At 72.6% G+C, this 15,106-nt stretch carries 14 protein-coding genes and 1 riboswitch; of the genes, 5 read left to right on the forward strand and 9 right to left on the reverse strand.

The window, feature by feature from the left end:
* Positions 1-9 precede the first annotated feature (9 nt).
* The 5 genes from P3G67_RS04900 to thiO all read right to left on the reverse strand — a co-directional run bounded on the left by P3G67_RS04900 (position 10) and on the right by thiO (position 5,013).
* The gene (locus P3G67_RS04900) at positions 10-882 is read right to left on the reverse strand and encodes a deoxyribonuclease IV (protein ID WP_276092442.1); all 873 of its coding nucleotides are present in this window, start codon (positions 880-882) and stop codon (positions 10-12) included.
* Complete coding sequence (gene pknB / locus P3G67_RS04905; protein WP_276092328.1) at positions 882-2,786, reverse strand: Stk1 family PASTA domain-containing Ser/Thr kinase; 1,905 nt, start codon at positions 2,784-2,786, stop codon at positions 882-884. The genes P3G67_RS04900 and pknB overlap by 1 nt, the downstream gene beginning before the upstream one ends.
* Positions 2,787-2,829: 43 nt before the next feature.
* The gene (locus P3G67_RS04910; protein ID WP_269854346.1) at positions 2,830-3,639 is read right to left on the reverse strand and encodes a thiazole synthase; all 810 of its coding nucleotides are present in this window, start codon (positions 3,637-3,639) and stop codon (positions 2,830-2,832) included.
* A 4-nt stretch (positions 3,640-3,643) separates the two neighbouring features.
* Complete coding sequence (thiS, locus tag P3G67_RS04915) at positions 3,644-3,844, reverse strand: sulfur carrier protein ThiS (protein WP_269854347.1); 201 nt, start codon at positions 3,842-3,844, stop codon at positions 3,644-3,646.
* Positions 3,841-5,013, reverse strand: coding sequence for a glycine oxidase ThiO (gene thiO, locus P3G67_RS04920; RefSeq protein WP_276092329.1), 1,173 nt, complete (start codon positions 5,011-5,013; stop codon positions 3,841-3,843). Before thiO ends, thiS begins: the two co-directional genes overlap by 4 nt.
* A riboswitch (TPP riboswitch) is annotated at positions 5,010-5,123 on the reverse strand. It overlaps the preceding gene by 4 nt.
* Before the next feature lie 547 nt (positions 5,124-5,670).
* Between thiO and P3G67_RS04925 the strand changes: the two genes are divergently transcribed.
* The 5 genes from P3G67_RS04925 to P3G67_RS04945 all read left to right on the forward strand — a co-directional run bounded on the left by P3G67_RS04925 (position 5,671) and on the right by P3G67_RS04945 (position 9,983).
* Positions 5,671-6,840, forward strand: coding sequence for an NAD(P)/FAD-dependent oxidoreductase (locus P3G67_RS04925; protein ID WP_276092443.1), 1,170 nt, complete (start codon positions 5,671-5,673; stop codon positions 6,838-6,840).
* A 231-nt stretch (positions 6,841-7,071) separates the two neighbouring features.
* Positions 7,072-7,446, forward strand: coding sequence for an Rv2175c family DNA-binding protein (locus tag P3G67_RS04930; protein WP_276092330.1), 375 nt, complete (start codon positions 7,072-7,074; stop codon positions 7,444-7,446).
* Positions 7,447-7,471: 25 nt separating this feature from the next.
* Entirely contained in the window at positions 7,472-8,155 is a 684-nt protein-coding gene (gene thiE, locus P3G67_RS04935) for a thiamine phosphate synthase (RefSeq protein WP_276092331.1), read from the forward strand.
* A gap of 59 nt (positions 8,156-8,214) precedes the next feature.
* A complete protein-coding gene (metF, locus tag P3G67_RS04940) occupies positions 8,215-9,132 on the forward strand; it encodes a methylenetetrahydrofolate reductase [NAD(P)H] (protein WP_276092332.1) in 918 nt (305 codons plus the stop codon).
* Between the two features lie 59 nt (positions 9,133-9,191).
* Positions 9,192-9,983: a hypothetical protein gene (locus P3G67_RS04945; protein WP_276092333.1), complete on the forward strand. Its 792-nt coding sequence runs from the start codon at positions 9,192-9,194 to the stop codon at positions 9,981-9,983.
* 134 nt (positions 9,984-10,117) lie between these two features.
* Here the strand turns inward: P3G67_RS04945 and P3G67_RS04950 are convergent, their stop codons facing one another.
* From P3G67_RS04950 to P3G67_RS04965, 4 genes are all read right to left on the reverse strand, one after another.
* Complete coding sequence (locus P3G67_RS04950; protein WP_276092334.1) at positions 10,118-11,545, reverse strand: phytoene desaturase family protein; 1,428 nt, start codon at positions 11,543-11,545, stop codon at positions 10,118-10,120.
* A 67-nt stretch (positions 11,546-11,612) separates the two neighbouring features.
* Positions 11,613-12,215, reverse strand: coding sequence for a TetR/AcrR family transcriptional regulator (locus P3G67_RS04955; RefSeq protein ID WP_276092335.1), 603 nt, complete (start codon positions 12,213-12,215; stop codon positions 11,613-11,615).
* Between the two features lie 19 nt (positions 12,216-12,234).
* Positions 12,235-14,322, reverse strand: coding sequence for a YhgE/Pip family protein (locus P3G67_RS04960; protein ID WP_276092336.1), 2,088 nt, complete (start codon positions 14,320-14,322; stop codon positions 12,235-12,237).
* Positions 14,294-15,097, reverse strand: a complete 804-nt coding sequence (locus tag P3G67_RS04965; protein ID WP_276092337.1) for an ATP-binding cassette domain-containing protein — start codon at positions 15,095-15,097, stop codon at positions 14,294-14,296. The genes P3G67_RS04960 and P3G67_RS04965 overlap by 29 nt, the downstream gene beginning before the upstream one ends.
* Positions 15,098-15,106: the final 9 nt, after the last annotated feature.

Here is a 15,106-nt window from a genome sequence, read left to right on the forward strand (position 1 = left end):
TTGGAAGCGCTAAGCCCGCAGCGCCTTGAGGCGTGCCACGTCGGCCGCGTAGTTCACCTTCGGCCCCGGGGTCTCGATCACCAGCGGCACGCCCTCGGTCGCCGGATGGCGGAACAGCTCCCGGAAGGGCTCCGCGCCGATGTGACCGGCGCCGATGTTCTCGTGCCGGTCCTTGTGCGCGCCGACCACGTCCTTGGAGTCATTGGCGTGGATCAGCCGCAGCCGCCCCTCGCCGACCGTCTCCGTCAGCAGGTCCAGCGTCTGCTTCATGCCCCCGGGGGCCGCCAGGTCGTGGCCCGCGGCGAAGACATGGCAGGTGTCCAGGCACACGCCCAGCCTCGGATGCCGGTCCAACGCCTCGAAGTACGGCTCCAGGTCCGCCATCAGCGAGCACAACGAGGCGCCCTGCCCGGCTGTGGGCTCCAACAGCAGCCACGGGTCGTCCTCGTGCGCCAGCTCCTCCAGCAGCGGCAGTATCCGCTCCCGTACCTGCGCGAGCGCCACCGCGTGGGTGCGCCCGCCGGTCGCCGAACCGGTGTGCACCACCACGCCCCGCGCCCCGATCGCCCGGCCCCGCCGCAGCGAATGCCGCATCGAGGCCACCGAGTTGTCGACCGTCGCCGCGGTGTGCGAGCCGAAGTTGATCAGGTAGGGGGCGTGCACAAACGCCGGTATGCCCGCCTCCGCGCACTGTTCGCGGAACGCCTCGTCCTGGGCCGGGTTGCCCACCGGCGTCGCCCAGCCGCGCGGGTTGGCGACGAAGACCTGCACCGTCTCCGCGTCGATGTCCCGCGCGTACCCCAGGCCGGTGGCCGCCAGTCCTCCGGCCACCGGGACATGGGCGCCGACCGGGTTGCGGACCGCACCGCTCGCCGTACCCATCAGCGCGCCCACAGGGTGATCGTGGTGCCCTTCGGCTGCATCGAACCGCCGCCGGGCGACTCGCTGAAGACCTTGCCGGTGAAGAACAGGTTGATCACGGTGACCTTGAAGCCCGCCGCCTCAAGGGTCTGCTTCGCGGTGTCGGTGTCCTGACCGGTCACATCCGGCACCTTGAACAACTGCCGGCCCTTGGAGACGGTGAGGGTGACCGTGTCGCCCTGCGCGGCCTGGCCGTCGGCCGGGCTCTGCTGGGCGACGGAGTCCTTGGGCACCGAGTCCGAGTACACCGGGCTGCCGGAGACCTGCGCCTTCAACCCGGCGGCCTGGAGCTTCTGTTCGGCGTCGCTGACCGTGGAACCCACCACGTCGGGGACCGCCACCGCCTTGCCCCGGCTGACGGTGATCGCCACCGCGTCGCCGTTCTTGCGCGGGGTGCCCGGTGCGGGATCGGTGGAGATCACCGCGCCCGCCGGCACCGTGTCGTTGAACTCCCTGGCGACCGTGCCCGGGGTCAGTCCGGCGTCCTTGATCTGCCGCTGCGCCTGGTCCAGCGGCTTGCCGACCACCTGCGGCACGTCGGTGCGCTGCGGGCCGCGCGAGACGACCACCCGCACCGTGCCGTTGCCGCGGATCCGGGCGCCGGGGCCGGGATCGGTGGAGATCACGTGGTCCTTGGCGACCGTCTCGCTGAAGTCCTCGCTGACCCGCACCCCGAGCCCGGCGCCCCGCAGCTTCTGCTCGGCCTGCGCCCTGGACAGCGCCAGGACCGGCGGCACGCTGGTGAACTGCCCGGAACCCACGTACCAGACGACCGCGCCGGTGCCGAACAGCACCGCGAGCACGGTGACGAGCGCTATCAGGCCGCGCCGCGGCAGCCGCCGCGGGCCGCCGGGCGCCGGGGGCTCCTCGTGCTTGATCAGGTCCGGTGGCAGCTGGAAGCGGCTGGTGCGGTTGATCACCTCGGTGCGCTCGCCGCCGGTGCGGCGGATGACCGTCGTACGGTCGTCGTCCTCCGCGCCCGCCAGGGCCTGCGGTGGTACCGCGTCCAGCTGCTCATCGGTGAGCGCGTCGCGCGCCGCGCGCAACCGCCCCAGCGCCGCCACCGCGTCGGCCGGGCGCGGCTGGGGCCTACGGGACGCCATGGTGGTCACCAGTTCGTCCAGCTCCGGCGCGAGCCCCGGCACGGCGGCCGAGGGCGGCCCGACGTCCTCGTGCAGGTGCTGGTAGATCACGGTGGCCGGGGTGCCGCCGTTGTGCGGCTTGGCGCCGGTGAGCATCTCGTAGAGCAGTACACCGCACGCGTAGACGTCGGAGCGCTCGTCGGCGGTGCCGTGCTCGATCTGCTCCGGCGCCAGGTACGACACGGTGCCCAGCACCGAACCGCTGGTGGAGGTGGTGTCGGTGCCCACCGCGCGCACCAGGCCGAAGTCGGCGACCTTGACCCGGCCGTCGTCGCCCATCAGGACGTTCTCCGGCTTCATGTCGCGGTGCACCAGGCCCGCCAGGTGCGCGGCGCCCAGCGCGGCCAGTATCGGCTCCAGGATGTCCAGCGCGGCCCGCGGCGGCAGCGCGCCGCGCTCCCGCAGCACATCGCGCAGGGTGCAGCCGGCCACGTACTCCATCGCCAGGTAGACGTACGTGCCGTCGGTTCCCTGGTCGAACACGCCCACGACGTTGGGGTGGTCAAGGCGGGCCACCGCCTTGGCCTCCCGGATGAACCGCTCGACGAAGGCCTCGTCGCCCGCCAGCGCCGGGTGCATCACCTTCAGCGCCAGCACGCGGTCGAGACGGGTGTCCACGGCCCGGTAGACCGTGGCCATCCCGCCGACGGCGATCCGCGCCTCGATCCGGTACCGGCCGTCGAGCACGTGCCCGACGAGCGGGTCCTGCAGGGTCGTATTCACGCAAGGGAGTTTACGAGGTGGGACTGTGGAACCCCGGTGCCCGTCAGGTCCCGGCCGCGCCCCACGCCGGACGTTCCGGGTCCAGGGCGGCCCTGCCCTCGTCGGGTGAGGACGCGAGCGCGTGGTGCCGCCGCGGGATCCGTCCGGCCCGCGCGGCGAGCCGCCCGCCCTCCACGGCGTGCCGCATGGCGGCCGCCATCAGCACCGGCTGCTGCGCCCGCGTCACGGCGGACGCCAGCATCACCCCCGCGCACCCCAGCTCCATGGCGAGCGCCGCGTCCGAGGCGGTGCCCGCGCCCGCGTCGAGGATCACCGGAACCGACGCCCGCTCGGTGATCAACTGGAAGTTGTAGGGGTTCCGGATACCAAGCCCGGAACCGATCGGCGAGCCCAGCGGCATCACCGCGGCGCATCCCACGTCCTCCAGCTTGGCGGCCAGCACCGGGTCGTCGTTGGTGTACGGCAGCACCACGAAGCCGTCGTCCACCAACGTCTCGGCGGCGTCGAGCAGTTCGACCGGGTCCGGCAGCAACGTGCGCTCGTCCGCGACCACTTCGAGCTTGACCCAGTCGGTGCCCAGTGCCTCCCGGGCCAGCCGTGCGGTCAGCACCGCCTCCCCGGCGGTGTGGCAGCCCGCGGTGTTCGGCAGCACCCGGATACCGTGCTTCTCCAGCACCGAAAGCACCGAGCCGCGCACGGTCGGGTCCAGCCTGCGCATCGCGACCGTGGTCAGCTCGGTCCCGGAGGCCAGCAGCGCCTGCTCCAGCACCTCAAGGCTGGGCGCTCCGCCGGTGCCCATGATCAGGCGGGAGGTGAAGGCGGCGTCGGCGATCCTGAACAGGTCGTCGGCCATGTGATCAGCCTCCCTGGACCGCGGTGAGCACCTCGACGCGGTCTCCCTCGCCGAGCGCGGTGCTGGTCCAGCGGCTGCGCGGAACGACGGTTTCGTTGACGGCGGCGGCCACCCCGGAGTGCGCGGTGGTCAGGGTGGCGACGAGGCGGTCAAGGGTGAGGCCTTCGGGGACTTCGCGGGCTTCACCGTTCAGCGAGACGGTCATACGGCCTGCTCCTGGAGTGCGTTCGCGAATCGTGCGGGGGTGAACGGGCGGGCGTACGGCGGGACTTCGCCGGTGGTCAGCGCCTCGGCCATGACATCGCCGGTGATCGGGGTGAGCAGCACCCCGTTGCGGTGGTGGCCGGTGGCCAGCAGCAGCCCGGGCAGCGCGGTCGGCCCGAGTAGCGGCGCGTTGTCCGGTGAGCCGGGACGCAGCCCGGCCAGGGTTTCGGCGAGCGGTAGTTCGGTGATGCCGGGCACCAGGTCGTGCGCGTCCCGCAGCAGTTCGTAGACGCCGCCCGCGGTGACCTCGGTGTCCCAGCCCAGCTCCTCGCTGGTCGCGCCGACCACCAGCTCGCCGTTCTCCCTCGGCACCAGGTAGACATGGCCGCCGCGCACCACCCCGCGCACCGTCCTGGACAGGAACGGCGCGTACGCCCGCGGGATCCGCAGCCGCAGCACCTGGCCCTTCACCGGCCGCACCGGTGGCAGTACGTGCTCGGGCAGGCCCGCGACGACGCCGCTGCGGCTGCCCGCCGCCAGCACGGTGTGCTCGGCGGTGAGCGAGGTGCCGCCGCGCAGTTCCGCGCCGCGGGCCCGGTCGCCGTCCACGGCGATCCGCTCGACGAGGTCGCGGTGGAAGGCCACCCCGGCGCCCTCGCAGGCCAGCAGCAGGGCGTTGGCCAGCCGTCGGGGGTCGACCTGGTGGTCGCCGTCCACCCGCAGACCGCCGCGCACGCCGGGGGCCAGCATCGGCTCCAGGCGGCGGCAGTCACGGCCGCTGATCCACTCGGACTCCAGGCCCAGGGACAGCTGGAACGCGTGCAGTTCGCGCAGCGCCGCGCGGTCGTCGGCGTCCAGCGCGACCGCGAGCGTCCCGCATGGGCGGTAACCGAGGTCGAGGCCGGTGGCCTCGGTCAGCTCCGCGGCGAACGACGGATAGCGGCGCGCCGACGCCAGGTTGAGGTCCAGCAGGGTCTGCTCGCCGTACTGGAGTTCCGTGACGGCGGCGAGCATCCCGGCGGCGACACGGGCGGCGCCACCGCCCGGCGCCGGGTCGACCACCGCCGTTCGCAGCCCGCGCTGGGCCGCGCGCCAGGCTGTGACAAGGCCGATGATTCCGCCACCGATGACGAGCACGTCGCCTTGCGGCGGGCAACCGGAAACGTGCATGACGGTTCCGCTCCTCCCTTCGCCGGTATGACCCGGATCAGGTTCGTACGGTCGGCGGCCGGTCAGCCGCCCTCTCAGCCCGGTACGTCCGGGCTCCCGCGAGTGCGTATGCGTACCCGTACCTTACTGCGTGGGGTACGGGGGGCGACCCCCCCCGGGACCCCGGCCGGGTGGTGCCGGCGGCCCCTCGCGGGGTGTGGGGGGCGGTGGTCGCAGACCGCCGGTCCGGTTGGCGGGGTTGCTCGCCCGGCGGATCCTTTTCCGGGGACAGGCCCCCATACCCCCTGGCCTGGCGGATTCTTCTCGGGCGAGGCCAAGCCCTGCGGTGCGTCGGATTCCTCTGGGCGAGCCCACGGCCCCGTCGTCGGGCGGGGTTTTCCGGGGGCGAGTCCCGGCTCCACGCCGTTGCGACGGGGTTCCGCCGGGGTGAGCGCTGTCGCAGCCGCAGGGGGGCCGGGGCTTGCCCCCGGAAGAGAAAACCGCCGCGATGGCGAGCACCCCCCACGGCGCGGTTCGGCGGTGCGAACCGGCCGCAAGCCGTGACGATGTGTCAGGGATCTCGCCGCACGATGCTGCGGAAACCGCGCCGGACGGCGCTACCGTGATCGCGTGAGGGATGAGCAGAGCGTGCGCCGAGTCGTGGTGGTCGGGGCCGGAATGGCCGGAGTGCAGACCGCGGTGTCGCTGCGCGAGCACGGGTTCGGTGGATCGATCACACTGCTCGGCGCGGAACCGCACCACCCCTACGACCGGCCGCCGCTGTCGAAGTCCGTACTGCTGGGCGCGGCCGACGGCTCCGCCTTCGACGTGGACTTCGCCGGACTCGGCATCGAACTGCGGCTCGGCCAGCACGCCGACGCGCTGCGCCCGGACGAGCGGCAGGTCGTGACGGCCGGCGGCCCTCTCGCGTACGACCGGCTGGTGATCGCCACCGGCGCGGAACCGGTGACGCTGCCCGGCGCGGCCGGAGTGCCCGGCGTGCACATGCTGCGCACGCTGGACGACGCGAACGCGCTGCGCCCGGTGCTGGCCGCCAAACGCCAGGTGGTCGTGGTCGGCGCCGGGTGGATCGGCGCCGAGTTCGCCACCGCGGCCCGCGAGTCCGGCTGCGAGGTGACCGTGGTCGAGGCCGCGGAGCGGCCGTTGGCCGGGGTGCTGCCCGCCGAGATCTCCGCGCCGATGCGCGGCTGGTACGAGGAGGCCGGGGTACGGCTGCTCACCGGCGCCCAGGTCGCCGGGGTGGAACCGGGCGCCGTACTGCTCTCCGACGGCACCCGGCTGATCGCCGGCGCGGTGGTGATCGGGATCGGGGCGCGCCCGACGACCGGCTGGCTGGCCGGTTCCGGCGTCGAACTGGACGAGCACCGGGCGGTACGCGCCGACGACCGGCTGCGCACCTCGGTCCCCGGCGTCCTGGCGGTCGGCGACTGCGCGTCGTTCCCGTCCGCCCGCTACGGCGAGCGGCTGCTCATCCACCACTGGGACAACGCGGTGCAGGGCCCGCGCACGGCGGCGGCGAACCTGCTGGGCGAGGACGAGCCGTACGACCCGGTGCCGTACTTCTGGTCCGAGCAGTTCGGGCGCTTCGTGCAGTACGCGGGCCACCACACGGACTCCGACCAACTGCTGCGGCGCGGCGATCCGGACGGTCCGGCGTGGTCGGTGTGCTGGCTGCGGGACGGCGCGCTGGCCGCACTGCTCGCCGTGGGCCGCCCCCGCGACCTGGCCCAGGGCCGTAAGCTGATCGAACGCGGCGCCCGACTGGACCCCGCGGCGGCCGCGGACCCCGCCATCCCGCTGAAGTCGGCGGTCCGCAGCGCGGCGTGACGCCCCGGGGCCGCTTCCGAAGGGCCCGCCGCGACGGCGGGCGTCCAGTACGGCGCGGCCCGGCGGTGCCGCGCGCACCGGCCACCAGCGGCGGGCGGCCGTAAGAGTGACGTTGAATCGGAGGCCCGGCCCCCCCATGGACGCAGTCCGTAAGGGCGCCGCACCACGGGCCTCCCCCCGGGGGAACCAGTCGGGTACCGGTTGTCGGTGCGGGATGGCACGCTTGTCCCCGTGACTGGTTACTCGTCGATTGACCCCAAGATTGACGCCCTCGTTCCTTCCTGGCTCACCCTGCCCGACGCCGCCGAGCGGCTCGATGTCGAAGTGACCCGCGTTCGGCAGCTGATCAAGGAGGGTCAGCTCATCGCGGTTCGCCGGGGCGAAAACCGGGTTCTGATGGTCCCCGCCGACTTCATCGGCACCGGCAAGGTGATCAAGGGCCTCGCCGGAACGCTGACGCTGCTCAGGGACGACGGCTTCACCGACGAAGAGGCGTTGGAGTGGCTGTTCACCGCCGACCCGACCCTCCCCGGCACGCCCGCCCAGGCACTGCGGGAGAATCGCGGAACCGAGGTGAAGCGCCGCGCCCAGGCGCTCGCCGTCTGACCCGATCCGGGGGGAGCGCCACCGTATGACCACCACCGCCGAGAACCGCGGGCGCGCGCTGCGCGCACAGCTCGCCGACGCCCGGGTCTACCTGTGCACCGACGCCCGCAGGCGGCAGGGCGATCTGCCCCAGTTCCTGGACGCGGTCCTCGGCTCCGGCGTGGACATCGTGCAGCTGCGGGACAAGGGCATGGAGGCCGCCGAGGAGCTGGAACACCTCGCGGTCTTCCGGGAGGCCTGCCGCAGGCACGGCAAGCTGCTCGCGGTCAACGACCGGGCGGACGTCGCGCACGCGGCGGGCGCGGACGTGCTGCACCTCGGGCAGGGCGACCTGCCGGTGCCCGCCGCCCGCGCCATCCTCGGCGACGAGGTGGTCATCGGACGCTCCACCCATGCCGAATCCGAAGCGGCCGCGGCCGCCGTCGAGCCCGGTGCGGACTACTTCTGCACCGGGCCGGTGTGGCCCACGCCCACCAAGCCCGGGCGGCACGCCCCCGGCCTGCCGCTGGTGGAGTACGCGGCCGGGCTGGCCACCGAACGCCCCTGGTTCGCCATCGGCGGCATCGACCTGTCCAACGTGGAGCAGGTGCTGGCCGCCGGCGCGCGGCGGATCGTCGTGGTCCGGGCGATCACCGAGGCGGACGACCCCGCCGAGGCGGCGGCACGCTTTGCCAAGATCGTCCGAGGCGCGGACGGAACTCCGTCATAACCGCTCATATCGCGGAAGCTGGTTACGGACCGTCCACACTGGCCGTTAGCCTGAACGACATGGCCCTTGGAACCTCTTCCACCAGGACCGATCGCGCGGTCACCATTCGTGAACTGCTCTCGTCCGGCGAGCGCTCGTACTCCTTCGAATTCGCTGCCCCGAAGACCGAGAAGGGCGAGCGGACCCTGTGGGACGCCATCCGCCGCATCGAGGCCGTCCAGCCGACCTTCGTATCCGTGACATACGGCGCGGGCGGCTCCTCCCGTGAGGGAACGGTCCGCGCCACCGACCGCATCGTCTCCGACACCACGCTGACCCCGTGCGCGCATCTGACCGCGGTCAACCACTCGGTCGCCGAACTGCGCAACATCATCGGCCAGTACGCGGACGCCGGAATCCGCAACATGCTCGCGGTCCGTGGCGACCCGCCCGGTGACCCGATGGGCGAGTGGGTCCCGCACCCGCAGGGCCTGCGCTACGCCGCGGAACTCGTCTCGCTGATCAAGGAGTCCGGGGACTTCTGCGTGGGCGTCGCGGCCTTCACCGAGATGCATCCGCGCTCCCTCGACCTGGAGTCCGACACCCGGTACTTCGTGGACAAGTGCCGGGCGGGCGCCGACTTCGCCATCACCCAGATGTTCTTCAACGCCGAGGACTACCTGCGGCTGCGGGACCGGGTGGCGAGGGCCGGATGCGAGACGCCGATCATTCCGGAGATCATGCCGGTCACCAACGTCCGGCAGATCGAGCGCTTCTCGCAGCTCGGCAACGCCCCGTTCCCGCCCTCGCTGGCGGAACGGATCCTCGCGGTCCAGGACGACCCGGCGGCGGTGCGGGCCATCGGTGTGGAGTTCGCCAGCGAGATGTGCCGCAGACTGATGGACGAGGACATCCCGGGACTGCACTTCATTACCCTGAACCACTCCACGGCATCGCTGGAAATCTACGAGAATCTCGGTCTGCACCGAAGGTCGTAGCGGGCGGATCCGCGCCCCGGGGGATACGACGGCGGTGAACGGTAAAAGGAAGTGCGCGCATGGGCTACACGGTGCTCTACATCGCGTTCGGTGTCGTGGCGCTCTGGCTGCTGGGCGAGGTACTGCTCCAGTACAAGGCGCGGCTGCGCTGGCGGCTGCTGGCCTTCTCCGGGTTCTGCGGCGTGGTCCTGGGCGTCGCCCTGCCGTCGGTGATCGTGATCTGCCTGGGCGCGGCGGCGTTCGCGGCCGGGCAGACCTTCGTCACGCTGTCGTACCGGCGCGGTTTCGCCGCCGGTTGGGCGCTCGGCGGACGGCCAGGTTCCAGCCGCCGCCGCAAAGGGGGCCGCGGAGCGGGGAGCGCCCCGGCGAGTGAGGTGCCGACGGCGCCGGAGCAGCCCCCGGCCCAGCCCGAACCGCCTTTGGAGACGGCCGAGTTCGAGCCGTACGGCACCGGCAGCGAGGAGTACCCGCAGGGTGTGGACAGCACCCAGGTGTACTCGCCGATGCCGATGCCGGAGGAGACGGGGGAGTACGCCGCCTACCAGCCGCACCCGGGCGACGGCTACGAGGGCTACGGGTGGCAGCAGCAGCCGTCCTACGCGTACGAGCCGGATGTCTTCGGCAACGCGCCGCAGCCGGACTACGGCTACGGCCAGCAGCAGTATCCGCAGTACGGGGAGTACGCCTATCCGGCGCAGGATCCTTACGCCGCCGCGCAGTACGGCTATGAGACGCCACCCGGCGGGGTCTGGAACCCGGAGTACCACCCCGAGCCCCACATCCCCCAACAGGCGCCCCCCGCACATGACCAGCCCCAACCCACGGACCCGTACGACCCCTACCACTACTAGGGCCTGCGGCCGGGCTTGATCACGGCCCGGGGTGGGCTCGCCCCGGAACAGAACCGCCGTGACGGCGAGCAACCCCCTGGCGGGGCCAGGCGGTCCGAGCGCCCGCCGCTGAAGCGCGGAACCTGGCCGGAGGCCTACCTGCTGCCGCCCGGGCCGCCGGCGATGAGGTCGGCGGTGATCGCGCCGGACATTCCGGCGTGCGCAAGGCCGCCGCCGGGATGCGCCGAACCGCCCACCAGATACAGGCCCTCGGGCCGGGCGCGGTTGCCGGTACGCAGGTACGCACCTGCCGCCCCGGCCAGCGCCGGTCCCGGCACCGCGCCCCCGGGCACACCGGTGAGCCGCTCGGTGTCCACCGGAGTCCGCACCTCGCGCCACAGGATCCGCTCGGGCAACCCCGGGACCGCGGCCTCGGCCGCCTCGACCACCCGGTCGGCGAACGCGTCCGCGTAGCCCGGAGCCGTCCAGTCCACCGGCCCCTGCGCAGGCACGGTGACCGTCAGCGTTGCGGACTCGTGCGCGTCGTCCGGTCGCAGCCGGGCGTCATCGGGCCGCAGCACCGTCACCGTGGGCGCGGGGGTGCCCGGACGGCCGTCGTGCGGGCGGTCCGTACCGTGCACCAGGGTGCGGTGCGCCGTTCCGGCCGGGCGCGGGCCGCGAAGCGCCAGCAGCACGGTGAAGCGGCCCAGGTCCACCGCAAGCGGCTGGCGCGGGGTGCCGCGGACCACAGTGTCGGCCTCCGTCAACGTGCCGTCGGTGAGCCGCACCCCCACCGCCCGGCCGTCCTTCTCGACCACCTCGGCCACCTCGGCCCCGAAGTGGAACTCGACCCCGCGCGCCGTACAGCGCTCGAACACCGCGTCGGCGAGCGCCCGCAGGCCCCCGCCGACGTACCAGGAACCGAAGGTCTGCTCCATGTACGGCAGCACCGCCGCACTGGCCGGCGCGGTGGCCGGGTCGTACCCGTACCCCAGCACGTAGCCCGCAAGCAGCGCGGCGAGACCGGGGTGCTTCAGCTCGCGGCGGCCCACCTCGGCGATCGTGGAGGCGGAGCCGCGGCCGAACAGGCCGCGCCGCCGCGCCGGGTACGGGTCGCGGCCGAGCGGTGCGGTGTCGGCGGCCAGCGTGTCCTCCAGCAGTGGGCGGCGGGTGGCCTCCCAGACCGCCCGCGCCCTGTTCATGACCTCGCCCCAGCGCTCGCCCGCCCCGCCGCCGAACGCCTCGTCGAGCGCCGCGACCACGCCCGCGCGGGACGCGTTGGGCAGCGCGAAGCGCGTGCCGTCCGGGAGCAGATGTTCGCTCGACGGATCAACCTGGGTCAGCTCGACGCTGCGCTCCAGCGTCTCCTTGCCGGTCTTGACGAACAAGTCGCGGTAGACGGCGGGCAGATGGAGCAGTCCGGGGCCGGTGTCGAACGCGAACCCCTCCCGCTCGTACCGGGCGACGCCGCCGCCGTAGGTTTCCGAGCGCTCGTACACCGCCACCCGGTGGCCGCCCGTGGCGAGCCGGGCGGCGGTCGCCAGCGAGCCCATACCCGCGCCGATTACCGCGATTCGTGCCATGTCAGGGACTGTATCGGGCACCACTGACAGTCACCCCGGCCGGGACCGGCCCGCGGGGCTCCAGGCCTCAGCCGCCGCCCACGCGGCCCTGCAGCAGGCGGGACAGCGCCGCGTGGACGTCGTCGATGTCGCGGTCCGGCTGGAACGCCTGCCAGTCGAGCGCGGCCACCAGGACCATGCCGAACAGGGCGGACGCGGTGAGCGGCACGTCGATCTCGTCGCTCAGCTCGCCGCGGTCCACCGCCTCCCGCAGCACCTTCTCCACCACCGCGATCGCCTCCTGGCGGACCATCATCAAGGTGGACTGCCAGGCCCGGTTGGTGCGCCACAGTTCGGCGACGTACAGCTGGGTGAACGACGGGGAGCGGCCGATGAAGACCAGCCCCGCCCGGATCATCGCGTCCAGCGCGTCCACCCGGCTGCCGCCCTGGGCGATCACGTTCTCCGACGCCTCGCGCAGGGAGGCGGTGAGCAACCCCACGCCGTGCCGCAGCAACTCCTCGAAGAGGTCGTTCTTGCTCGCGAAGTTGTAGTAGACGGTGCCCTTCGCGACCCCGGCGCGCTCGGCGATCTCGTCCACGGTCGTGGACGAGAACCCCTTCTCCGCGATGAGGGTGACCGCGGCCTCGTAGAGCCGCTGCCGGGTGGCCTGGCGTCGTGCGCTGTTCATGCGCCGATTCTCCTCCCCGTCACAAGCTGATCTCGGGGTGGAGCCGATCCACCGTCCACACCTGCTTGCGGCTCGCGCTCCACGCCGTGAGGGTAAGCGAGCCCGCGGTGAACGCCAGCAGCACCAGGCACGCCCGCCACACCGGCCACAGGTCGCCGCCGGTGATCAGGTGCCGCAGCCCGTCGACGATGTAGCTCATCGGCAGGAACGGGTGGATCGCGTTGAAGAACGCGGGCGAGGTCTGCACGGGATACGTTCCGCCTGCCGAGGTCAGCTGGAGCATCAGCAGGGCCAGTACCAGCACCCGTCCCGCGGGTCCGAAGCGGGCGTTCAGCCACTGGACGATGGCCGCGAAGCATCCGGTGACCAGCACCAGGAACCCGACGGTGCCCGCCGTCCGTGCCATCTGCAACCCGATCGCCCAGTGCAGCACCGCCAGCAGTGCGGCGACCTGGAGCACGCCTACCGCCGCGGCCGGCAGCCAGCCCGCGAAAGCGATCCGCCACGCCGGGGCGCCCGCGGACAGCGCTCGCTTGCTCAGCGGCTGCATCAGCATGTACGCCACCATGGCGCCCACCCACAGCGACAGCGGGATGAAGTACGGGGCGAAGCCCGTGCCGTAGGTCGACGCCTTGTGCGTCGCCTGGGACAGCAGCTGTACGGGGTCGGACATCACCGCGCTGCGTGCGTCGCGGTCCTTCTCGTCGTAGTCCGGGATCTGCTGGACGCCGTCCTTCAGGCCGGTGGCGAGGGTGTTGGAACCGTCGGACAGCTTGTACATGCCGCCGTTGAGCGTCTGCGCGCCGGACTGGAGATCGCCGATGCCGGAGTCCAGGGTGTCGACCGCGCTCTTGGCGGTGCCGGCGCCGTCCCGCACACCGTCGGCGCCGTTGGCGACGTCGTGCGCGCCCTTGTTCAGCGCGTTGACCTTGGCGACCGCGGTGTCCAGGTCGGAGGACAGGTTCGGTGCGTTGTCGGCGATCTGCTGCGCCAGTTGGTGCAGCGTCCTGAGGTTGCCGTCCAGCTTGTCCAGCGCGGAGGAGTCCGTCTTCAGCGAGGCGTCGAGGCTCTTGGCGTCGCTCGCCTGCTGGGCGTTGATGTCCGCGATGTCCTTCAACGTGGCGCAGTCCGCGCCGGGTTGGGGCGCGGCGCCGCAACGTGCGTCGTAGTACTTGCGGGACAGGTCCGCGGCGGTCTGCGCGGCGGTGGCGATGCTGGAGGACTTCTGCGGCAGGTCACCGAGGTTGTCGCGGATCTGCTGGGAGACGTCGGCGATCAGTTGGGCGGTGAGGCCGATCTGCTTGCTGTTCGACTTCAGGAACGCGCCGTAGTTGTCGGTGAGTCCGTTGACCTTGTCGGCCAACTGCTGTGTGCCGTCCGCCAGGGTGTGTGCGCCGCTGGCCAGGTCGCTGCTGCCGGACCGCAGTGAGCCGAGGCCGTTGCCGATCCGGGCGCTGGCGTCCTTGGCGGTGTTGAGGCCGTCGGCCAGCTTGCCGGTGGCCTGTTGGGCCTTGTCGATTCCGCCGTGCAGGTTGTCGGCGCCCTGTGCCGCGTGCTGCGTCTTGTCGTGGATGTCGGAGAACGAGACGAAGATCTTGTCGTAGAAGCCCTTCGAGGCGTTGGCCGAGGCGGCCGAGCGGATCTGGGCGAAGACCGAACGGGAGATGGTGCCGACGATGTAGTTGTTGGCGTCGTTGGTGCGCACCTGTAGGGCGCCGGTCTGCGGGTCGTTGCCCCCGCTGGAGGCGATGCGGCGGCTGAAGTCGGCCGGAATGGTCAGCGACAGGTAGTACTTGCCGTTCTCGACGCCCTTGGCGGCGTGCGCGGCGTCCGTCTCCTGCCAGTCGAAGCCGCTGCTGTTGCCGTGCATCTTGGCGACGATGTCATCGCCCGCGGTGAGCTTCTTGCCGCCGACGGTCGCGCCCTGATCGGCGTTGACCAGCGCCACCGGAATCTTGTTCAGGCGCCCGTAGGGATCCCAGAACGACCACAGGTACAGCGCTCCGTAGAGCAGCGGCAGCAGCAGGAGCGCCGCCATCGCGGCCCTCGGCAGCCGCCCCCTGCCGAACTTGCGCAGCTCAAGCGCGGCCAGCCTCGGCGTACGCATCCGCCGCCTCCTCCTCGGTCTCGGTGGTCTCGTCGCTGGTGGTGGTGCCCGCGTCGGCCGGGCGTACGGTGATCGCGTCCTCGGGCGCCTCGGTGCACACGGCCAGCACGGTGGTGCCGGCGTCGGCGATCGCCCCGAGGGTGGTCCAGGCGGCCGCGCGGTCCTCGGCGGACAGCTTGTGGTCGGCGTCGTCCACCGCGAGCACCCGCGGGCGGCCGATCAGGGCCAGTGCGATGCCCAGCCGCAGCGCCTCCAGCCGTTCCAGGTCCCGCACATAGGTGCGCGGGCCCTTCGGCAGCGTCTCCAGGTCGAGCCCGGCGGCGGCGAGGGCCTGCTCCGCCCGGGCGCGGTCCCGCGCGGCACGTTCACGGCGGGGCCGCAGCAGGGCGCGCAGTGAACCGTCGAACCGGCGCTGCAGCAGCGCCCGCTCCCGCAGGTGCTCGCCCACGGTGAGCGCCGGGTCGAGTTCCGCCACGCCGTCCACGGGGCCGAGCGCGCTGATCCGGCGGACCGCGGTCAGAGCCTTGGGCAGACGGTGCCCGGCGACCTCGGCGTGGCCCTCGGTGCCGCGCATCCGGCCGGTGAGTGCCAGCAGCAGGCAGGTCCGGCCGGTGCCGGACGGTCCCTCGATGGCGACCAGGCTCCCGGACGGCGCATCGAACGTGACGTTCCGGAACACCCAGCCGCGGGGTCCCTTGAGTCCGAACCCGTTCGCGCTGACCGCCGCTCCGCCGGGTGCGGCGGTGTCCGTTTGTGCTTCGGCGTGCCGACCCACGTGCCCTCC

The organism is Streptomyces silvisoli, from assembly GCF_029269905.1.
GTDB lineage: Bacteria > Actinomycetota > Actinomycetes > Streptomycetales > Streptomycetaceae > Streptantibioticus_A > Streptantibioticus_A silvisoli_A.